Origin of the sequence: Maricaulis parjimensis, assembly GCF_016817355.1 — a bacterium.
In the GTDB taxonomy this organism is placed as follows: Bacteria; Pseudomonadota; Alphaproteobacteria; order Caulobacterales; family Maricaulaceae; genus Maricaulis; species Maricaulis parjimensis.
The window spans coordinates 407,557-428,088 of record NZ_JADOTT010000001.1 but is presented as its reverse complement, the minus strand read 5'-3'; the positions used below and the strand labels follow the sequence as shown (position 1 = coordinate 428,088).

General features: G+C 62.5%; 23 protein-coding genes. 17 read left to right on the top strand and 6 right to left on the bottom strand.

Features of this window, described 5'->3' with window-relative positions; translation table 11 throughout:
- Positions 1-43: 43 nt before the first annotated feature.
- Entirely contained in the window at positions 44-430 is a 387-nt protein-coding gene (locus tag I0K07_RS01825; protein ID WP_203290955.1) for a hypothetical protein, read from the bottom strand.
- A 260-nt stretch (positions 431-690) separates the two neighbouring features.
- Here I0K07_RS01825 and I0K07_RS01820 point away from each other — a divergent pair, with 260 nt between their 5' ends.
- The 4 genes from I0K07_RS01820 to zapE all read left to right on the top strand — a co-directional run bounded on the left by I0K07_RS01820 (position 691) and on the right by zapE (position 5,150).
- Positions 691-1,833, top strand: a complete 1,143-nt coding sequence (locus I0K07_RS01820; RefSeq protein WP_203290954.1) for an iron-containing alcohol dehydrogenase — start codon at positions 691-693, stop codon at positions 1,831-1,833.
- Positions 1,830-2,258: a thioesterase family protein gene (locus I0K07_RS01815; protein WP_203290953.1), complete on the top strand. Its 429-nt coding sequence runs from the start codon at positions 1,830-1,832 to the stop codon at positions 2,256-2,258. Before I0K07_RS01820 ends, I0K07_RS01815 begins: the two co-directional genes overlap by 4 nt.
- A 211-nt stretch (positions 2,259-2,469) precedes the next feature.
- Complete coding sequence (locus tag I0K07_RS01810; RefSeq protein WP_203290952.1) at positions 2,470-3,903, top strand: S41 family peptidase; 1,434 nt, start codon at positions 2,470-2,472, stop codon at positions 3,901-3,903.
- Between the two features lie 107 nt (positions 3,904-4,010).
- The gene (gene zapE, locus I0K07_RS01805) at positions 4,011-5,150 is read left to right on the top strand and encodes a cell division protein ZapE (protein WP_203290951.1); all 1,140 of its coding nucleotides are present in this window, start codon (positions 4,011-4,013) and stop codon (positions 5,148-5,150) included.
- Here the strand turns inward: zapE and I0K07_RS01800 are convergent.
- Positions 5,147-5,593: a DUF6265 family protein gene (locus I0K07_RS01800; RefSeq protein WP_203290950.1), complete on the bottom strand. Its 447-nt coding sequence runs from the start codon at positions 5,591-5,593 to the stop codon at positions 5,147-5,149. The genes zapE and I0K07_RS01800 overlap by 4 nt on opposite strands.
- 12 nt (positions 5,594-5,605) lie before the next feature.
- Positions 5,606-6,103 carry a DUF3291 domain-containing protein gene (locus I0K07_RS01795; RefSeq protein WP_203290949.1) on the bottom strand — a complete coding sequence of 166 codons (498 nt, stop codon included), beginning with the start codon at positions 6,101-6,103 and terminating at the stop codon, positions 5,606-5,608.
- Between the two features lie 168 nt (positions 6,104-6,271).
- Between I0K07_RS01795 and mdh the strand changes: the two genes are divergently transcribed.
- Positions 6,272-7,234: a malate dehydrogenase gene (mdh, locus tag I0K07_RS01790; protein WP_203290948.1), complete on the top strand. Its 963-nt coding sequence runs from the start codon at positions 6,272-6,274 to the stop codon at positions 7,232-7,234.
- A 72-nt stretch (positions 7,235-7,306) separates the two neighbouring features.
- Here the strand turns inward: mdh and I0K07_RS01785 are convergent, their stop codons facing one another.
- Positions 7,307-7,834: a TspO/MBR family protein gene (locus tag I0K07_RS01785; protein WP_203290947.1), complete on the bottom strand. Its 528-nt coding sequence runs from the start codon at positions 7,832-7,834 to the stop codon at positions 7,307-7,309.
- Between the two features lie 184 nt (positions 7,835-8,018).
- Between I0K07_RS01785 and I0K07_RS01780 the strand changes: the two genes are divergently transcribed.
- Together I0K07_RS01780 and I0K07_RS01775 are read left to right on the top strand one after the other, a co-directional pair.
- Entirely contained in the window at positions 8,019-8,561 is a 543-nt protein-coding gene (locus I0K07_RS01780; RefSeq protein ID WP_203290946.1) for a GNAT family N-acetyltransferase, read from the top strand.
- Between the two features lie 90 nt (positions 8,562-8,651).
- Positions 8,652-9,497: a universal stress protein gene (locus tag I0K07_RS01775; RefSeq protein WP_203290945.1), complete on the top strand. Its 846-nt coding sequence runs from the start codon at positions 8,652-8,654 to the stop codon at positions 9,495-9,497.
- A gap of 1 nt (position 9,498) precedes the next feature.
- Here I0K07_RS01775 and I0K07_RS01770 read toward each other — a convergent pair whose 3' ends face one another.
- Positions 9,499-10,236: a LytTR family DNA-binding domain-containing protein gene (locus I0K07_RS01770; RefSeq protein ID WP_203290944.1), complete on the bottom strand. Its 738-nt coding sequence runs from the start codon at positions 10,234-10,236 to the stop codon at positions 9,499-9,501.
- Between the two features lie 156 nt (positions 10,237-10,392).
- On the opposite strand from I0K07_RS01770, the gene I0K07_RS01765 reads away from it, so the two are divergent.
- The 10 genes from I0K07_RS01765 (at position 10,393) to I0K07_RS01720 (ending at position 19,512) form a co-directional block, all read left to right on the top strand.
- On the top strand, positions 10,393-10,815 hold the full coding sequence (locus I0K07_RS01765; protein WP_203290943.1) for a DUF2141 domain-containing protein: 423 nt from the start codon (positions 10,393-10,395) through the stop codon (positions 10,813-10,815).
- Positions 10,816-10,825: 10 nt separating this feature from the next.
- Positions 10,826-12,340 carry a carotenoid oxygenase family protein gene (locus I0K07_RS01760; protein ID WP_203290942.1) on the top strand — a complete coding sequence of 505 codons (1,515 nt, stop codon included), beginning with the start codon at positions 10,826-10,828 and terminating at the stop codon, positions 12,338-12,340.
- Positions 12,341-12,349: 9 nt separating this feature from the next.
- Positions 12,350-12,748 carry a DUF2306 domain-containing protein gene (locus tag I0K07_RS01755; protein WP_203290941.1) on the top strand — a complete coding sequence of 133 codons (399 nt, stop codon included), beginning with the start codon at positions 12,350-12,352 and terminating at the stop codon, positions 12,746-12,748.
- A 77-nt stretch (positions 12,749-12,825) separates the two neighbouring features.
- On the top strand, positions 12,826-13,566 hold the full coding sequence (locus I0K07_RS01750; RefSeq protein ID WP_203290940.1) for a DUF3108 domain-containing protein: 741 nt from the start codon (positions 12,826-12,828) through the stop codon (positions 13,564-13,566).
- Positions 13,567-13,625: 59 nt separating this feature from the next.
- Positions 13,626-14,489: a hypothetical protein gene (locus I0K07_RS01745; protein ID WP_203290939.1), complete on the top strand. Its 864-nt coding sequence runs from the start codon at positions 13,626-13,628 to the stop codon at positions 14,487-14,489.
- A gap of 92 nt (positions 14,490-14,581) precedes the next feature.
- Complete coding sequence (locus I0K07_RS01740) at positions 14,582-15,010, top strand: TQO small subunit DoxD (protein ID WP_203290938.1); 429 nt, start codon at positions 14,582-14,584, stop codon at positions 15,008-15,010.
- 79 nt (positions 15,011-15,089) lie between these two features.
- Complete coding sequence (locus I0K07_RS01735) at positions 15,090-16,439, top strand: hypothetical protein (RefSeq protein ID WP_203290937.1); 1,350 nt, start codon at positions 15,090-15,092, stop codon at positions 16,437-16,439.
- A gap of 106 nt (positions 16,440-16,545) precedes the next feature.
- Positions 16,546-17,745, top strand: a complete 1,200-nt coding sequence (sucC, locus tag I0K07_RS01730; RefSeq protein ID WP_203290936.1) for an ADP-forming succinate--CoA ligase subunit beta — start codon at positions 16,546-16,548, stop codon at positions 17,743-17,745.
- On the top strand, positions 17,745-18,653 hold the full coding sequence (gene sucD / locus I0K07_RS01725) for a succinate--CoA ligase subunit alpha (protein ID WP_203290935.1): 909 nt from the start codon (positions 17,745-17,747) through the stop codon (positions 18,651-18,653). Before sucC ends, sucD begins: the two co-directional genes overlap by 1 nt.
- Before the next feature lie 154 nt (positions 18,654-18,807).
- Entirely contained in the window at positions 18,808-19,512 is a 705-nt protein-coding gene (locus tag I0K07_RS01720) for a hypothetical protein (protein ID WP_203290934.1), read from the top strand.
- A gap of 30 nt (positions 19,513-19,542) precedes the next feature.
- Here I0K07_RS01720 and I0K07_RS01715 read toward each other — a convergent pair whose 3' ends face one another.
- Complete coding sequence (locus tag I0K07_RS01715; protein ID WP_203290933.1) at positions 19,543-20,406, bottom strand: LytTR family DNA-binding domain-containing protein; 864 nt, start codon at positions 20,404-20,406, stop codon at positions 19,543-19,545.
- Positions 20,407-20,532 lie beyond the last annotated feature (126 nt).

The following is a 20,532-nucleotide window of genomic DNA, read 5'->3' as shown; positions in this document are numbered from 1 at the left end:
AAAGCGACCCGGGGGTTTCTCTTGCGATGGGCCTGAGAGGGGGTCAGGCCGCGCTGCCGCAATAATCCCCCAGCCATTCCAGAGCGTCGTCCCGCTTGTCGAACGTGCGGATATTGACCGGCAAAACGTCGACAAGACTGTCCAGAACGGTGTCGCGATAATCGTCAGGCCAGCGTCCAGAATAGACGTAGGCCACACGAATGCTCGGGTCGAAGGCAAAGACGGAATTCTCCAGCATTTCGCTGGTCAGGGTCGGTGAGACCTGCGGTTCGACCTGGATGCAATCAGCCAGAAGGCAGCGAAGACCCTTCTCTTTCGCGACCTCGCGGGCCCGTTCCACTGCCCAGCCCGTTTCGCGTCGTGTGACACTGCCGTTGGCCACGATCTCGACGATCCGGCCATCGGCGGTCAGGTCTACCCGTACCGCCATACTCAAACACCCATACACTTCAATTATTGCTATTACTCAGAGCAGAATAATTTTTGCGAACGGCGTTCGCCAGTATTTGTAAATGAGCAGTTGGCGGCTTTGGGGTTAACCACAAACCCTGTCTTCTATGAAAATTCGCCGCATGTTTTGAATCAATGACGTATGAGTTTTTTCCTGCCAAACCGGTTGCCAACTGGCCGCTGCAGGAAGACGATGAGTCTTGGTGACCATACCGTTAACTGTAATTTGGGGCTTGCCCAATGGCGACCTTCGACTTCCGCACCGTTCCTCATATTCATGCCGGCGCCGGCTCGGCCGCGCACTTGGCGCGCATCGCAGCGCCGCTGATCGGCGACAAGGACCGGATCCTGATCGTGACGGACAAGGGTGTTCGTTCCTTTGGTCTTCTCGATGGCGCTGTCGCCGGGCTGGAAGCGGCCGGGCTCACCGTCGCCATCAATGACAGCGTGGTCGCGGACCCGCCGGAAGACATGGTGCTTGCGGCCGTCGAGGAAGCCCGTGAATTCGGGGCGCAGCTGGTGATCGGTTTCGGCGGCGGTTCGTCCATGGATACGGCCAAGCTGGTGGCGCTTTTGCTCGGCACGGACCAGAAGCTGGCGGACATGTATGGCGTGGACCAGGTGAAGGGAGAACGCCTGCCGCTCATCCTGATCCCCACCACGGCCGGAACGGGGTCCGAGGTCACGCCGATTTCTGTCGTCACTGTAGGTGAGACGTCCAAGATGGGGGTCAATGACCCGGTCCTTTATGGCGACATGGCCGTGCTGGACGCTGAACTGACGCTGGGTCTGCCGCGTCATGTCACGGCGGCGACCGGGATTGACGCCATGGTCCACGGCATTGAGGCCTATACCTCGAAAATCCACAAGAACCCGGTGTCCGACGCGCTGGCCCTGGCCGGTCTGAAGAAGCTGCATGGTGCGATCGAGCGGGCCTGCACGAATGGCAAGGATGTCGAAGCACGTGAGGACATGCTGCTGGGCGCCCTGCTGACGGGACAGGCCTTTGCCAATGCGCCGGTCGGTGCCGTGCATGCGCTGGCTTATCCGCTCGGCGGGATATTCCACGTGCCGCACGGACTTTCCAATTCCCTCATGCTGCCGCCGGTCCTGCGCTACAACGCCCAGGTCGCAGAGCCCCTCTACACCGAACTGGCCGCGCATATCGGACTGGCCTCGCCCTGTGCCGATGCCCTGATCGCGGAGATGGAGCGGATCGCTGACGCCGTGAAGATCGAGACCCGCCTCACCCAGGTGGGCGTCAGCCATAATGACCTGCCGCGCCTGGCCGAAGATGCGATGAAGGTGCAGCGCCTGCTCGTCAATAATCCGCGCGAGATGACGCTGGATGCCGCCAAGGCCTGCTACGAGGCCGTGCTGTGATCGAGAAACGCCTGCGATCCGACTATCCGCGTTTTCGGGATCTGCCGACGCGCTGGGCCGACAATGACATCTATGGTCACGTCAATAATGCCGCCTATTACGGCTTCTTCGACACGGCGGTGAACTGCTTCCTGATCGAGGAGGCGGGTCTGGATATCCACGCGGGCGGTGTGATCGGCCTCGTTGTGGAAACCGGCTGCAATTACTTTGCGGCGCTGGCCTATCCGGAACTGGTTCAGGCCGGTGTGCGTGTCTCGCGGATCGGCAATTCCTCGGTGCGCTATGAGATCGGCCTTTTCAAAGAGGGTGAGGAGGAGCCGGCGGCGCAGGGGCATTTCGTCCACGTCTATGTCGACCGGGACACCCGCCGACCGGTTTCCTTGCCCGACGGGATGCGTGCGGCGCTGGAGGCCGTGCATGCGTGACGTCCGGCGTCCCGGCCTGTTGGTCATCGCGGGCCTCTGCGTGCTTGCGGGCCTGACCGGTGTGCTCGCCCAGCATTGGCCGGCCGGCTGACGCAAGCCTACGGCCAGATTGTCAAAAGCTTAAACCTTCATCTTGCCGGGTGACCGGGCGGCGAGGCTGTGCTCACATGCGCGCGCGTTGGGGGACGCATTCAAGTGGGGACTTGAAGACATGATGTCGATCCTGACCATGGCCGCCGCGACGCTGGTGGCCGTGCAATCCGAACAACCCGATTGGTCTGCGCTGGCCGAAGCGGATATCCGCGCCATGCATGCGGCCACACAGGCCCACCATCCCGGTCCGGTTGATGCGGAAAATCCGGACTTTGCGATCAATGGCCAGGCCGCGCTCGAGCGCGGACTTGACCTGGCTGCTCGGGTCGAAGACCAGGCCGGGTTTGCGCACGCGCTTTATGCCTATGCTTCCGCCTATCGCGACGGGCATTACGGGGTCCAGGTCGACCGGGGCGCCTCCGGCATGGAATGGCCCGGCTTCATTGCCACGCGCACGGCAGGTCAGTGGCGTCTCAATGCCCGCACTGACGCTTTGCAGAATGTGGACGGGGCCGACATCCTGTCCTGTGACGGTCGTACGCCTGACGAATGGATGTGGCACCGCGTGTTCGACTTCTTTGCCCAGCCGGCCCTCAATGCCGATTGGCAGAACCGGGCACCCCAGACGTTCATCGATCGCGGCAATCCCTTCGTCGAACGTCCGGAGACTTGCGAGCTCGACCTCGACGGCGCGCGCCAGCAGATTTCGCTGGAATGGACGCCGATCGATGGGGATGCCTGGTATGACATGGCCCGGCCCTTGCGCCGCGGCGATACCGCCGAGTTCGGCATCCGGCCCTTTGGCGAAAACGGGTTCTGGATCGGAGCGCCCACCTTCGGGCCGCGCGGTGATGACCTCGAGCGCATGCAGTCCATGATCGCCGAGCTGGCCGAGCGAGCCCCGGAATTGCGCCAGGCCGACCGCCTCGTCTTCGATGTGCGCGGCAATAATGGCGGCAGCAGTGACTGGGGCGACCAAATGGTTGCCGCCGTTTGGGGTGAGGCCTATGCCCAATACCGGCGCCCGGCAGCGTCCAGCGGTGTCGATTATCGCATTTCCGACGAAAACATCGCCCATGCCGAATACATCATCCAGCTCACCATCGACCAGAACATGCCGGATGCTGAAACCTATTTCCGTGAGGTCCTCGCCGGCATGCTGGCGGCGCGGGAAGCCGGACAGGATTTCTACCATGAGGTCAGGGATGCGGAGGATCCGGCACCGGAAGCTGACAATCCGGTTTCGGCTGACGTGTTCTTTCTGACCAATGGCAGTTGCGGCAGTGCCTGTCTGGACTTCGCGGACCGCATGCTCAACCTGGAAGGCGTGACGCATATTGGCGGTGAGACCTATGCCGACAGTGCCTATATGGAGCTGCGCCAGCTAGATCTGCCGTCCGGTCACGCCCGCCTGGGCTTGCCCATCAAGGTCTATCGCGGCCGGCCGCGTGCCTCGGGCGAGACCTATGTACCGGACATCGCCTATAGCGGCCGGGATCTGTCGACTGAAGCGATCGAGGCCTGGGTGGAAACGCTCGAGGCGGTTCACTAGCGGGCCGGGGCGGCGTGTCTTGCAGGCCGCCCCGATCGCGATCCCGTGTGTTCCCGTGCGCAGACGGGCATTGACCTTCGCGGGCGCAACATCCAAGCCTTGGCACCATGACAACGCCGCTTGAACTCTGGCGCCAGCGCGTGGACGCGGGCAGCCTGAACCCCGATCCGGACCAGGAGCGGGCGGCACAGGCGCTGACGGATCTGTCGGAACGCCTGCAGGGCTGGAAACCCGGTGCGAAGAGCCTGTTCGGCAAGCCGAAACCGGCGCCCAAGGGCCTCTATCTCTGGGGCGGGGTCGGGCGTGGAAAATCCATGCTGATGGATCTCTTCATCGAGACCGCGCCCGTGCGCGAGCGCCGCAGGGCGCATTTCCACGAATTCATGCAGGACGCCCATGCCCGCATCAATCGCTGGCGTCATCTCAGCAAGTCGGAACGCCGCCGCCAGCCCAATTATGTCAAAGGTGCCGGCGATGATCCGATCCCGCCCGTCGCGCGGGGCCTGGCCAGCGAGGCGCGCCTTCTGGCTTTTGACGAATTCCAGGTTACCGACATTGCCGATGCCATGATCCTGGGCCGCCTGTTCGAACACCTGTTTGCTGAGGGCGTTGTCGTCGTGGCCACGTCCAACCGCTATCCGGACACGCTCTACAAGGATGGCATCAACCGCCAGCTCTTCCTGCCCTTCATCGACCTGCTCAAGGCGCGGCTCGACATGTTCGAACTGGATGGCGGCGTCGACCACCGCCTGCGCCAGCTGGAGGCGGCCCCGGTCTATTACTGCCCGCTGGATGCCGATGCCGAGCTGGCCATGGACAAGGCCTGGGAGCGTCTGACGTCGGGTGCTGCCCCGCAGTCCTGCACGCTCGAGGTCAATGGCCGCGAATGGGTGGTGGAACGCGAAGTGGCGGGCGTCGCCCGCTTCACCTTCCCGGAACTCTGTGCCCGGGCGTTGGGGGCGGCAGACTATCTTGCGGTGGCCGAACGTTTTCACACCGTGCTGCTGGACCGTGTGCCGCGCCTGTCTCCGGACAAGCGCAATGAAGCCAAGCGTTTTGTCACCCTGATTGATGCCCTCTACGAGGCCCGCACCAAGCTGGTGATGAGTGCCGATGCCGAACCGGATGATCTTTATCCGGCCGGTGACGGGGCTTTCGAGTTCGAGCGTACAGCCTCACGCCTGATGGAAATGCGCACGCATGAATACCTGGCGGCCGAGCGCCCGGAGCGGGCGGCGAAAGCCTAGTCCTCGATACGGTGCCAAAGAAAGATCATGTCCGTCTCTCCGGACAGATCGGCAATGCGCGCGGTCAGGACATCTCCTGAGCGCCAGTACTCGATCACTTGCGGGAAATCATGGTCGGGATTCTCGAAACGCACTTCCTGCCAGTCCTGGCTGACCCGGCTGAAACAGGTGGGCGCGCCGCCGCCCGGCTGGGCGCAATAGCGTGTGCCATCCGCGGCTGTCTCGATCCGCATGTATTCGAACGCTATCGCGCGTCCGTCCCGGACAGTGCGGTTGAAGCCCAGCATCAGCCCGCCCTCGCCCGTGCTCCAGCTTTCCTCGACAATGGGGCCGGACCCCGAACTTCGCCAGTGACCAGCCATCCAGTCCAGGTCCAGCGATTGCGCCTGTCCTTCGGACGAAGCGGCAAGGGCCGCGAACAGGGTAATGATCCAGGTTTTCATTCGACCTCCGGTTCAGGCCAGCGTGAACCGGCTGCGATCCAGTTCCACCACACTTCTATCAGGCAGGAACAAGGATTTGAACGTGAAAGCGTCCGGGCTTGGGCCGGTCCGGGCGAGGGCGTCCAGCTTGTCCGCCGCTTCGCCGGGCGTGGGGACATGCCCCGCCTTCACCCACCACAGAGCCATGGTGGGCGTGTCGACCGACCGGAACCATTCGGCCCGCCGGTTCATGACTTTGAGATGCGCGGTCTTGAAGACGAACAGGGCAAGGCTGTCGATGTCTTGCCAGACACTCATATTCACCAGGAGGCGTGGATCGCCCAGGCCGGCGGCTTCCAGCACCCCGGGAGGCTCTGGTTCCGCATTGCGCCAGATGAAGCCCGGCATGCGCTCTGCCATCGCATTCACAGGGTCGAGCAGGTCGACAAAGGGCTGGAAACGGGGATCGTCAATATCATAGCGCGCATGGGCGATATTGATCTCGGCGAGCTGATAGTCGGCCTGGCTCATGGTGATTTCCCTTCCGTCCCCATTTGGGGGCGCAGCCGGGAGACACAAGCCTGATCCGCAAAATTAGCCGGAGACCCGCCCTGCGGCGTTTTCACTGCCTTGCCGAATGGCGGAAGCAGCGCTAGACCGGCGCGCAAGATTTTCATCGTCTCCAAAGGAGTTCCTCCCATGGCTCGAAACAAGATTGCGCTCATCGGTTCCGGTATGATCGGTGGCACCCTGGCTCACATCGCGGCGCGCGAAGAACTGGGCGATGTCGTCCTGTTCGACATTGCCGAAGGCGTCGCCAAGGGCAAGGCCCTGGACATCGCCGAAGCGAGCCCGGTTTTCGGCAAGGACAGCAAGCTGGCCGGTGCCGATGATTATGCCGCGATCGAAGGCGCCGATGTCTGCATCGTGACGGCCGGCGTGCCGCGCAAGCCGGGCATGAGCCGGGATGACCTTCTGGGCATCAATCTGAAAGTCATGAAGGCCGTGGGTGAAGGCATCGCCAAGTTCGCTCCGAATGCTTTCGTGATCTGCATCACCAACCCGCTCGACGCCATGGTCTGGGCGCTGCGCCAATTCTCCGGCCTGCCGCACAACAAGGTCGTCGGCATGGCTGGCGTGCTGGACTCGGCCCGTTTCCGCCACTTCCTGGCTGATGAGTTCGACGTGTCCGTCCAAGACGTCACCGCCTTCGTGATGGGCGGCCATGGCGACACGATGGTGCCGCTGCTGCGCTATTCCACCATCGCCGGCATCCCGGTTCCGGACATGGTCAAAATGGGCTGGTCCACGGATGAGAAGATGGACGCGATTGTCGACCGTACCCGCAAGGGCGGTGGCGAGATCGTGGCCCTGCTGGGCACGGGCTCGGCCTATTACGCCCCGGCGGAAAGTGCCATCGAGATGGCGGTTTCCTATCTGCGTGACAAGAAGCGCATCCTGCCGTGCGCCGCTCATCTGACCGGCCAGTTCGGCCAAGACGATCTCTATGTCGGCGTGCCCGTCGTCATCGGCGCCGGTGGTGTCGAGAAGGTTGTCGAGATCGAGCTCAATGCTGACGAGCAGGCCATGTTCGACAATTCTGTCGATGCCGTGAAAGGCCTGGTCGAGGCCTGCAAGGGCCTGGATCCGTCCCTCGCCTGATCCGCAAGCGGATACTGAAACAGGAAACCGCCAGCCTCCGGGTTGGCGGTTTTTCTGTGTCTGGGAGAGTGTTCAGAAAGTGCCGGTAAAGCCTGGGCCCAGGCCGCTGCCATTGTTCAGGCGCATGAGTTCGAAGCCCAGGACCACCAGGAAGGTGTGCCAGGCCAGTGGCATCCAGAGCAGGACGCCGGCGGCGCGGGAGCTGCGGCTTACCAAATGGCTGGCCAGAAGGGCATAGACCCAAAGGCCGAGTGCGATCACGAATCCGGTCGAAACATCGCGCAGGCTGAAGAAGATGATGATCTGGCTGGTCATGCCGGCCAGCAATAGCAGGACCAGAAGGCTGGCCCAGGTCCGGCTGCCATCCCGTCCTGAATGTTGGACGATCCAAAGGGCGATCACGCCGAAGGCCGGCATGAAAAGGCCGACAATATTGATCAGGGAATAGGCCGGCGCCCAATTGGGCGTGTTGAGTTCGGTCAACCAGGCATAGGCCCCGCTCGCATGCACCCAGCCGGACAGTCCGCCGGTCAGGCTGGCGGCGCCGATCAGATAGACCAGCAGGGTTACAATTCCGGGGCCGTGATGCTTGTCGGCCATCTTAATCCACTCACTCCAGGCGGCACTTCACCCGCTCGCCTTGCAAGTCCAACGCCATGAACACGGCATCAGTCCGGCGCGTCACCCTAGCCCACTCCCGGGATGGGCGTGCGGCATGGGCAGTCATAAAGAATGCGTGTAAGCATGGGGGCGATTGCAGTGCTTCCAACCCCGGATTTCAACCATGCTTCCTGTCACGCTGGAGACGGATCGTCTCATTTTGCGCCAGCCCAACATGTCGGATTTTGAACCGCTTTGCGAAATGATGGCGGATGAGGAAACCACGCGCTTCATTGGCGGTATCCAGACGCCGCCCCTGGTCTGGCGCAGCCTGTGCGGCATTGTCGGTCACTGGCAATTGCGCGGCTATGGCTTCTTCAGCGTGATCGAGAAATCCAGCGGCATCTGGCTGGGCCGGATCGGACCCTGGTATCCGCATGGCTGGCCGCAGCCGGAAGTCGGCTGGTCGCTGAACCGCGCCAGCTGGCGCAAGGGATATGCGGTCGAAGCGGCCTGCGCGACCATGGACTGGGCCTTCGACACGCTGGGCTGGGCCGATACGATCCATCTCATTCATGCTGACAACACGCCCAGCCAGGGCGTGGCCCGCAAGCTGGGATCGCGGAATTCCGGCAAGGAAGTCGAAGCGGCGGGTTTCGGCATCATGGTCGATGTCTGGGGTCAGACGGCCGCAGATTGGAAAGAGAACCGCAAAGCGCTCATCTGATCAGGGTGCGACAAGCTATCGGTCGACATTTCAGGTCCATCGTCCGACACTTGATCCAAGCGTTGTTGCGCGGGTCACGGGGAGATTTCGATGAGCATCCGGCGGATAGTGGTGGTTCTCACGGGCGGTGACACGGACCAGGATCTCCTGGCGCGTACACTTCCCCTGGCAAAGGCCTGGAAGGCGTCCATTGACGGCCTCTTCATCCGGCGCAATGCGACAAGCGGCGCGGACTTCATGGGCACGGCTTTTTCGACCTATGGGATGGAAGCTGTGCTAGAGGCGCTGGATGATGCCGCTTCGGCCGCCAGTGTGAATGCCCACAAGGCTTTCGAAGCCCTGGCGGATGAGGCCACATCTGGCGTGGTAGGCCGCTTCATCGAATTTGTCGGGCTCCCCGCCGAAGCGATGGCTGTCGAAGGCCGGCTTTGCGACCTTCTGGTCCTAGCCCGGCCCGAGGCTGATCCGGACGCCTACAACCAGCTTCTGGTCATCGAAGCTGCGGCGCGTGAATCCGGGCGGCCTGTCCTGGTCCTGCCGGCCGAGCTGGATGGTCTGCCCGATTTCAGCACCGTGACCATCGCCTGGGATGAATCCCTCGAGGCCTCACGCGCCGTTCTGGAAAGCCTGGCAATCCTCCAGGCGGCCGACACCGTGCGGATCATTCATGCCGGCGAAGACGGAGTGGAGGTCAGCAAGAGCCTGTCAGCGCTGGCGCATTACCTCTCCCTGCATGGCGTGGATACGGTCACGCAAATGGTGACGCCCGATGGCCGCAGCATCGCCAAAAGCCTGATCGACGCGGCAAGTGAAGCCGGAGCCGGTCTTCTCGTGATGGGCAGTTTCGGGGCTCCGGTCTGGCAACGCGTGCTGAGCCGTGACGAGACGACCCAAGTCCTGCGGTCGGCGCCTCTCGCACTCTTGATCGCCAACTAGGTCAGTACCAGCCCGCTTCTCGCAGCTTCGGCGCATAGGTTCGGCTGACCGGGGCCTCGATGCCGTTTTTAAGCGAAAGCGTAGCCCGGCCGTCACCGCGGCTGACCCGCTCCACCGCATCCTTGGCCACCCACCATGACCGGTGTGTGCGCGCGCCGTCCAGGGCGTCCACGGCGGTGATGGCATCACTCAAGCGCATCAGGATGAGGCAGTCGCCGGATTCGGTGTGCACTCGCAGATAATGATCTTCCGCCGACAGGGCGAGAATGGCAGCGTGGCGCAGTTTGTGCGGCATTTTTTCGGTCAGCGCCGGCAATGCGCCCGGCTGTGCATCGCCCGCGACTTCCAGATCCTGCCTTTGCTCGACCAGAAGCGTGACGACGGTCACCGCCGCAGAAATCACCCAGACAAAGAAATAGATCATGGGCAGGACGTAGAGCGGGAATGCGCCGCCCATGACGAACTGGATCAAGGCCACGGCCGCGGTGACCGGAATTGAGACCATGAAAGAGGCTGCAAGACCCCGGGCAAAGCGCGGCCAGTCCGGCACGGTCCGCTCCAGCGTCCAGGTGCAGATTTCCCCGCAGCCGAACCCGAATGCGATCAGCCCGGTCCAGTAGATCCACAGCCAGGGCAGACCCAGGGCCGATGTATTATAAGGGGCCAGAACAGTCAGGAATGTGCCCACCGCCAGAATGGCGGCGATCTTGGGGGCCAGGGATTTGAGCCGGTCGATCATTGAAGCCCTGTCATTCGCGAAGCGCGAATGAACACCTAGCGCAATTCGCGAACCCAGACAGCCCATTTGCGCAATCTGCGTTTCGCCGCGCGGCGGGGTTGGTCATGCCTGTCTTCAACGCCGGTCACGGGACCGGGACAAGACAGGAGTTGATCGATGATGACCTCAATGATGACCGCCGCCCTGATGACGGCCCTGCTGAGCCTGGGTGCCGACAGCGATGCCAGCCTGACCGTGACGGTCGAGGGCCTGCAGACGCCGGAAGGGGCCGTGATGATGGCCCTCTATGCCGACGAAGCCAGCTGGAATGGCGGTGATGCCGTGGAGGGCCGCCGCGTGGTCGTGCAGGGACTGACCGCTACCGTCGAATTCGCGTCCCTGCCTGCGGGGGACTATGCCATCCGCATGTTCCACGACGTCGACGGGGATGGCGAGTTGGACACCAATCTGATGGGCATTCCCAGCGAGCCTTTCGCCTTCTCCAACAATGCGCGCGGCAATTTTGGCCCGGCCTCCTGGGCGGATGCCGTGTTCACCGTGTCGCCGGGCGGCAATGCCCACGCGCTGGACCTGCAATAGGGAGGGCGTGATGGCACTGAACCGCAGACATCTTCTGTCCCTGATGGCGGCCGGAAGTGGTGCCGCCGCCCTGCCGGGACTGGCGCTCGCCAACCAGCCGGTTGATCCGGTCTACGCCGCCTTCGAAGCCGCGAGCCGGGAAGACCCCTGGACGCTGGGCTTCACAGATGCACCGTCGGAAGGTTTCGACGGTGTTGCACGCCGGCTGCATGGTCGATTGCCCCGTGGCCTGGCCGGCGTGCTTCATCGCAACGGGCCGGCCCGGTTCAGCCGCAATGAATGGCGCTACCGGCACTGGTTCGACGGAGACGGCATGGTCCATGCCTGGCGCCTGACGCCGGGACGTGACGTGTCTCACACCGCCCGCTTTGTCGGGACTCGCAAATGGCAGAATGAAGAAGCCGCGGGCCGTTTCCTCGTGCCCACCTTCGGCTCCAACCCGCCTGGCAGTATCGGTCTGCGCGGACCGGACGACATGAATGCCGCCAACACGTCGGTGATGATGCTGAATGGCGAGCTTATGGCGCTCTGGGAGGGCGGCTCGGCCTGGCGGCTGGATCCGGAAACCCTGGAAAGCCGCGGATCGCGCGACTTCCATGAAAGCCTGCGCGGCGTGCCCTTCTCGGCCCACCCCAAAATCGATCCGGACGGCACGGTGTGGAATTTCGGTCAGGCCGCCTCGCATGACCTTCTGGTTCTCTACCAGATCGGTGCCGATGGCGCCCTGCGCCGGGCCGAGATGGTCGATGACATTCCCGGCGGCATGATCCACGATTTTGCCGTCACCGACCGGTCGCTGGTCTTCCTGATTGGCAATCTCGCCTTCCAGCGCATGCAAATGCCTTTCCTGGACAGTTTCGGTTGGGATGATAGTCGTGGCATGCGTGTTGTCGCCATCGACAAGGCCGATTGGTCGCGCCGCCGCACCTGGGACATGCCGCCCGGCTTCCTCTTCCATGTTGGCGGAGCCTGGGAAGATGCCGACGGCACGATCCATGTCGATGCCGCCCTGTCGGATGATGCCGAGATTGCCACGGGCCATGCCCGCGATGTCATGCTGGGAACACCGCAGCTGGAGCATCAGAGCATCAGCCGGATGCGTTTGATCACCCTGCATCCCGATGGCCGGGCGGAACAGTCGGTCTTCTCCGATGTGTGTGCCGAATTCCCGCAGGTGGATCCACGCTATACGGGCCTCGCCCGGCGCTTCACCTGGCATGTGGGATGGCCGGATGGCCATATGCGCGGAGCGACCCAGCTGGTCCAGCGCGACCTGGTCAGCGGTGCCACCCAGCGTTTCGATTTCGGCACGGATATCGTGGTCGAGGAACCGCTCTTTATCCCGAATGGTGATCGCGCCGAGGAAGGTGAGGGCTGGCTGGTCCACACCGCCCTGAACAAGCGCGAACGGGCCACGGAACTGCATGTCTTCAATGCCCGCCATATCGAGGACGGGCCGGTGACCAGCTGGCGCCTGCCCTATGCCTGCCCGCTGGGTTTCCATGGCTGCTGGCGCGGCGTTTAGGAGGGCACGATGAACTGGAACATATTCTTCAGTGTCTCGCCGGTGATCCAGATCCATGCCTTGGCGGCGCTGGCTGCTCTGGTTGTGGGCGCCATCCTGCTGCTCGGCCCCAAGGGCACACTGCCGCACCGGGCGATGGGCATAGTCTGGGCATTGCTCATGCTGGCCGCTGCCGTGTCAGCCTTCTTCATCCGCCAGATCAATGACGGGGGCTTCTCGCTGATCCATATCTTCGTGCCCCTGACCCTGGCGGGGCTTGTCGGCCTGGTCTTCTCGGTCCGGCGGGGCGCCCCCAAAGGCGCACACAGGAAGCGGGTCCAGAGCCTTTACTTCGCGGCATTGGTCATTCCGGGTCTGCTTGCCTTCGTTCCCGGGCGCTTGATGCATATTGTTGTGTTCGGCGGGTGAGGGCGACGTAATCCGCGTGTCATGATGTGGTCATGTCCCCCCGGTGAGGCTGTGGGCCTGTCGAAGGGGGACATGACATGATCAGGACACTCGGCCTTGCCGCCGCCATCGGGTTCGGACTGACCGCTGCCGTACAGGCACAGACGGTTGAGAACTGGATGGACCGGATCGATAGCACCGCTTTTGAATCCGGCGGGATTGAGCTGGATCTGCACCATGCGGGCGAAGTCGACGGTTTCATGCGTTTCGGCTGGTATGCCGAGGGCGACGAGATCGTCATCTGGGATCGCACCATGTGGGCCTCGCGCGAGATCTATGAAAGCTTCGAGGCGCGGATCGGTGGCGCTGAGCTTGACCCGCATGACGTCCATATCCGCTTCCACCAGGGACCGAATTACTACCGTTTCGACTATGGCTTTGAGCCCGGCAGGGCCGAGGGGCGCGTCGAGATCGTCCGGCCCGGTCAGCCGGAATCCGGCCAGGCACTGGAGTCGGATCTACCGGACGGCACTGTCTTGCGCGCCAGTGTCTTCATGCTGGCCGCCATTCTGCCCCTTGAGGTCGGCGAAAGCATTGCGCTGGACTGGTTTGCGCCGATGACCAATTCGGTGACGCCCATCACGCTCAGCGCGGTCGAGCGGGTCATGATCGACACGCCGTCCGGCCCGGTCGAGACCATTCGCCTGGAACAGCGCGGCGGCCAACCACCCAATGATATCTTTGTCGTCCCTGAGACGCGGGAAGTCGTGCGGATCGATATTGGCGGTCAGGACATGACCTTCCTCGCACGGCCGGAAGAAACGCCACCGGCTGACTGACGCAGACCCACTTGCCCGCAGGTCAGGCTTTTGCGACCTTGGCGGGCATGGGGGTGTTCATGCGTTTTCTTTGTCTCGGACTTTTGAGTGCGGCCTGGCTGGCCTGTATGGCGCCGGCTTCGGCCCAACGCACCGTCATGCTCGACGTGTGCAATGACACCGGCTTCCGTGTGGCGACGGCTGCCGCCTATCAGACCCGGCCCGGGGCTGAGCCGACCTTGCGGACCTGGTTCATGATCGAACCGGGGGCCTGTCTCGAAGGCGCGCTCAACGGGGTCGCAGGGGATGCGGTGGACATTCATGTGATGTCCGGCGAATGGCGCTGGCCAGCCCGGTCGGTGGATCAGATTTGGTGTGTCGGTGCCTCCGGCTCGACATCCCTCGCCGCGCCGCCGCCGTGCACGGCCGGGGGCCAGGCCCGGAACTTCCGGACCACACCGATCGAACTGACCGGTCAGCGCGGTGCCGGCGGCATTGCGGTCGGACGTGTCAGCTGGCGCATCCGGTGCAGTGATCTTGATGAGGCCGATGCGCATTTGTGCCTGGAGGCGCCGACTGACAGTCAGGGCATGGCCGAACCGGTCCGGACGCTGGAAGTCTGCAATCTCACCTCAACAGGAATGGAAGTCGCCATTCTGGAACCGGACGGGACCGGCAATTTCACACTGGAAGGCGTGCACTGGGTTGAGGGGGATGCCTGCGGTGATCTCTATCGCGGCTTTCCACGGGAGCGTTCGCTGATGGTCGCTGAAGTCGGCCGGTTTCATGAACGCCAGGAAGGCCAGTTCTGTCTGCCGATTGCCCAGCCCCGCGAAGGGCGCATGCAGGTTGAGGCCTGTGCCGAGGGTGAAGCGCCTGTTGGCTTCCGCATGCATGGATTTGGCGAACGGACGGCCCGCTACACCGCCTATGTTGGCCGCTAGGTCCGGAATTCGCGCCTCAGGTGCAGCCGGTTGAAGCCGGGCGCTGTGACACGCACACTGGTATCAGTGCACAACATCTTCCGGGGGGAGAGATGGAAACGACGGATCGGCCGGCTCAAATGGCCCGGTTTCTGCCCGACTGGCTGGTCGGCGGTGTGATCCGTCTGGCCCTGGCCCCCATGCTGTGGATGTGGGGACGGGCCCATGCCGGCACCTGGCCGGATGTCATGCCGGACATCATCCACGCCGCCTCCGTCTGGAATCTCCCTTTCATTGCACCGGCCCACCTGGCGCAGATCGCTGTCTGGGGCAGCCAGATCGCGGCAGCGCTGCTGGTCCTGGGTGTTTTGACCCGGCTGGTCGGTTTCATCCTGTTGATGGCCGCCTGGATTTATGGGGTCTGGGTGGCGCCGGAAGCCTGGCCGTTGACGGTGATGTTCGCAGCATCCAGCTTCTATCTCTTCGCCCGTGGCGGCGGCGGATTCTCCATTGACGGGGCCGTGGTCGCAACGACGCGCTAGCGGCAGGCGCGCGTAACCGGATCGCAAGACCTCGGTCGGCAAACTGCGGGAAAGGATCGGTTTTCGAGAATTCCCCGCCATGCCGCCCGAGTTGAAACAAAAGCTGAAACAAGTGCTCGCCGGGCGGTCTTCCGTCGATATGGGCCAGTTCCAGTTCCTCAATCTGGACAAGGTCCGCGAGGGGGCCGGTGGGGATTGGGAACGCCTTCGCGAGAAGGTCTATGACGTCTCCAACCATTTCATCGAGAAGCGCCTGGATGCCGGCGATGTCGTGATCCGCTGCCAGGGCGGCTATCTGATCATTTTCGAGACCATGGACGCTGAAGCGGCCGCGCTCGCCGTGTCGGAGATTGCCGAGGAGCTGGAGCATTTCTTCCTGGGCGATCGCGAGCTCAGCCTGCTCAAAGTTCTTGGCGAAGCGCGCAGCGTACCGACTGAGGAATTGCTGGAAATCGTCGCCCGCACCCAGGCAGAAGTGCCGGCCGCAGCGAAAAAGCCCAAAACGGTCAAACCGTCTGCCGATACCGAACCCGCGCCGCCCTGGAAGCGGGAAAAGCGGGCAGCCAGCGACGACAAGGCCATAACCGACTGGAAGGATGCGCCCAGACCGGATCCCAAGCCGGAATACGCGCATCGTCCCGAAGCGGTCTACAAGGAAAGCAATGCGGTCTGGGACGATATCGTCTTCAAACCCTGTTGGGACAGCCGGCGTTCGGCGCTCCTGCACAATATCTGCGTGGCTCGCCGGGTGGTGAAAGGCTTTGCCTATTACGGCCGGGATACGCTGATGGGGTCGGATGACCGCGTGCTCCACCGCAAGCTGGATGAGAGCGTGGCGCGCGCCGCCCAGCGCGGATTCCAGAAAGCCTATTCGCAGGGCTGGGCCTGCGCGATCATTGTGCCGGTGCATTACGACACGATCGCCACGCTTTCCCAGCGGATGAAATACTTCAACATTCTGCAATCCGTGCCGGAAGCCATGCGACGCTATTTCTTCCTGCGCGTGGATGGTGTGCCGAAGGGGGCTCCGCTGGGGCAGATGCAGGAAATCTTCCGCTCCATGAAGCCTTTCGGGGCTTATGTCCTGGCGCATCTGGATTTCGGGGCCGCTGACCTGAAACGGTTCGAGGGCTGTGGTGTCGGCATTTTCAGCGCCGAAGTCCCCGCGCGCATGAATGAGGATGGTCCGGCGGACAGTCAGGTCATCGCTCTGTCCGAATGGGTGGCCTCAGCCCAAAGCCACAAGGCGGAGACCTATCTCACCCAGACGTCCACCCTGGACGTGCTGGAAGCCGGCCTGTCCGTCGGCGTGCGCTATTTCTCCGGCGAGGTCATCCTTCCCGAAACCCCGCTCCCCGAACCGGCGCGGCCGCTGACCCTGTCCGAAATCCGCGACAGCTGGCACCGTGATCATGCATTGCACCTCTAGCTCAGTGACAACGGTGGCGAATGCGTTGCGCTCGGCTTGCCGGGTGTTATAAGGCAAGTCCCATCTGGCCATACATTCGCTTCATTTCCTCCCGCGAGGCCCCTTTATGAATATCCATGAACATCAGGCGAAAGCCGTTCTGAAGACCTTTGGCGCCCCTGTCGCTGAAGGCGTCGCCATTTTCTCCGCTGACGAGGCTGCTGCTGCGGCCGACAAACTGCCCGGACCGCTCTGGGTGGTGAAGTCGCAAATCCATGCCGGCGGTCGCGGCAAGGGCAAGTTCAAGGAACTGCCTGCCGACGCCAAGGGCGGCGTTCGCCTCGCCTTCTCCAAGGAAGACGTGGTCAAGAACGCCCAGGAAATGCTGGGCAATACGCTCGTCACGCACCAGACCGGCCCTGAGGGCAAGCAGGTCAACCGTCTCTATATCGAGGACGGGGCCGACATCGCGACCGAGCTCTATTGCTCGCTTCTGGTGAACCGTGAAACCGGTCAGGTGGCCTTCGTGGTCTCCACCGAAGGCGGCATGGATATCGAACAGGTCGCCGAAGACACGCCGGAAAAGATCCAGACGATCGACATCAACCCGGAAACGGGCGTGACCGCCGATGACGCAGCCAAGATCTGCGACGCGCTGGAACTGACGGGCACGGCCCGCGAGGACATGATGAGCCTCGCCGGCATCCTCTACCGGGCCTTCACCGAGAAGGACATGTCCCTTCTGGAGATCAACCCGCTGATCGTCATGGAAAACGGCCGCGTGCGCGTGCTGGACGCGAAAGTGTCCTTCGACGGCAATGCGCTCTTCCGTCATCCGGACATCATGGAGCTGCGCGACACGACCGAGGAAGACGCCAAGGAAATCGAAGCGTCCAAATACGATCTCGCCTATGTCGCCCTCGACGGCAATATCGGCTGCATGGTCAATGGCGCGGGCCTGGCCATGGCGACCATGGACATCATCAAGCTCTATGGCGCCGAACCGGCCAACTTCCTCGACGTCGGTGGCGGCGCCACCAAGGAAAAGGTCACGGCCGCCTTCAAGATCATCACCGCCGACCCGAACGTCAAAGGCATTCTGGTCAATATCTTCGGCGGCATCATGCGCTGTGACGTCATCGCCGAAGGCGTGGTCGCAGCCGTGAAGGATGTCGGTCTTCAGGTGCCGCTCGTCGTGCGCCTGGAAGGCACGAATGTCGAGAAGGGCAAGTCGATCATCAATGAAAGCGGTCTCAATGTGATCGCCGCCGATGACCTGGACGATGCCGCCCAGAAGATTGTCGCCGCCGTGAAGGAGGCCGAATAATGTCGATCATCGTCGATAAGAACACCAAGGTCATCGTCCAGGGCCTCACCGGCAAGACGGGCACCTTTCATACCGAACAGGCGCTGCAATACTACGGGACCCAGATGGTCGCCGGCGTGCACCCGAAAAAGGGTGGCGAGAGCTGGACCTCCGGTCTCGACGCCTCGGCCGAACTGCCGATCTATGCTTCGGTCGCCGAAGCCAAGGATCGCACGGGCGCCGATGCCTCCGTCATCTATGTCCCGCCGGCGGGTGCCGGTGCGGCCATCATCGAGGCCATCGAGGCCGAGATCCCCTTCATCGTCTGCATCACCGAAGGCATCCCGGTGATGGACATGGTCAAGGTCAAGGCCAAGCTGGACAAGTCCAACTCCATGCTGCTGGGCCCGAACTGCCCGGGCATCCTGACGCCGGAAGAATGCAAGATCGGCATCATGCCGGGCTCCATCTTCAAGAAGGGCTCGGTCGGTGTGGTCTCGCGCTCCGGCACGCTGACCTATGAAGCCGTCTACCAGACCTCCCAGGTCGGCCTCGGCCAGACCACGGCGGTCGGTATCGGTGGTGACCCGGTCAAGGGCACGGAATTCATCGATGTGCTCGAGAAATTCCTCGCCGATGACGAGACTAAGTCGATCATCATGATCGGTGAGATCGGTGGTTCCGCCGAGGAAGATGCTGCGCAATTCCTGGCCGACGAAGCCAAGAAGGGCCGGTCCAAGCCGACCGTCGGTTTCATCGCCGGCCGTACGGCCCCTCCGGGCCGCACGATGGGCCATGCCGGTGCCATCGTCTCCGGCGGCAAGGGTGGTGCGGAAGACAAGATCGCGGCCATGGAAGCGGCCGGCATCCGTGTCTCCCCGTCCCCGGCCCGTCTCGGCACCACGCTGGAAGACTTGCTCAAGGGCTAGTCATCAGCGACACCTGAATTGAAGAGGCCGCGCCCCATTCGGAGCGCGGCCTTTTTTGATCTAGAATCAATGATTTCCCCGTCGTGTTTTGCAGCATGGAGAATCACTGCACTAAATCTCTGTAAGTCAAAATTCTAATTCGTCGGAGTCATTCATGAGGCATATCAGTATTGGTGTGGATCGGGCGGAAGAACTTCTTTCTGAGCTAAGGGTTGAATTTGACTCGTGTTTAGCCCGAAGGGATGTTTCAGATCGCGCTCTCATTTTGACTCATGAGATTTTCGAAAGATGTTCCAACGCAATGGACCAAGTTATGTTTTTGGCTTGGTCACAGCGTGTGAAGCCGATGCTGACCGATATCGAAATTGAAAAGGCGAAAGTCTACTTTCCTGTGGCGAAGGATGAGCATTCTCTGGCATCGACGCTTGGGCGGGCGAAGTGTGGCGATTTGGGAGTGAGGGACCCCGAGTTTTACGCATTGTTGTTAGAATACCAGCCGTATCTGAACCCTAAAAAAGTCTTTCAGACACTGCGCGATCTGGCGAATGCGAAGCATCGCGGTTTGATTCCTCAAACTCGTACAGAAACCCGTGAGGTTCGAGTTTCGGCTCCTTCTGGTGGTAGCGTTTCATGGGGGCCGGGCGTCACGTTTGGCGCTGGCGTAAGCATAATGGGTGTTCCAATTGACCCCAGCACGCAGCTTCCGGTTCCAAATGACGTTGTTCGCACAGAGGTGGTGACTTGGGTCAGTTTCCTTTTGGAGGGAACCGACTTGAACGCCCTGGCTGTGTGCGAGCGGGCAGTGTCAGAGACGAAGGCCTTGGTGGCAGATTTCAGGGATCGTTTAGCGCTTTCTTGACGAGAAGTGGAAGGCCGAGGGGTGCTGGTCCTAAGCTGCCGCTTCCAGCTCGCTGCGATAGCGGCGGCTGCCGGGGATGGTTTCGCCGGTGTCCAGCGTGATGGCGACATCGCCTTCGCCGGTCGGGGTGATCTCACGGACATGGTCGCGATTGACCAGCCAGGAGCGGTGGACGCGCACGGCATCCACACCCGCCTCGCCCAGCTGTTTCTGCAGATCGGCCAGCGTCATGCGGGCCAGGTGTTCGCCCCCGGCCAGCCTGACCTCGACATAATTGCCCGCCGCCTTGGCGGTCAGGAATTCATCGGCGGCAATGCGCAGGGTGCGGCCGCCGCATTTCAGGGTCAGTCGGTGCGAGCGCCTTGCTTCCTCGCGGGCCATCAGGGTTTCCAGCCGGCTGTGTTCCAGGGCCAGGGCGACGGCAATGATCACCTGATAGCCGATATAGGTCCCCAGATCCTTGCGCGCCTCATAGAGAATTTCCTGGAAGGCGGAGGTGTGGATGAAGGTATAGGTCCCGTCATAAGCGACCACCCAGGCCAGTTTGCGCAGCATCACCATGCCACCCACATGGATGGCGACATAGGCAATATAGCCCGCGACATGCCAGGGCAGGGAGTTGAGCCAGCGTCCCGGCTCCATCGGATAGCGCACGCCCAGCGCCATCATCACCGGCGCGAATAGCGCCGTCATGAGGATGCTGGAGCCTTCCGTGACCCAGCCGACGAGGGGCGGGTGGTCGACATTCATCCGGTCGAACTCGGTGGCGATGGACAATGAGGCGATGATCCAGAACGCCACCAGGCTCATCCAGGCGAAGCGCACGGCATTCCAATGGGCGCGCTTTTCGGCAGCGCGCACTTGGTCCAGGTCCATGGTTCGGGTGTCGGTCATGGGCGGAGTCTTGCCCGCTTCCGTCATCGCGGCAAGCGCGGGCCTCGCCGCTTGTCCCGGCTCGCCGCCGCTTGCCCCTCAGAGCTGATTTTCATCCCGCGGACCTGCCGCCGGACCCTCCGGACT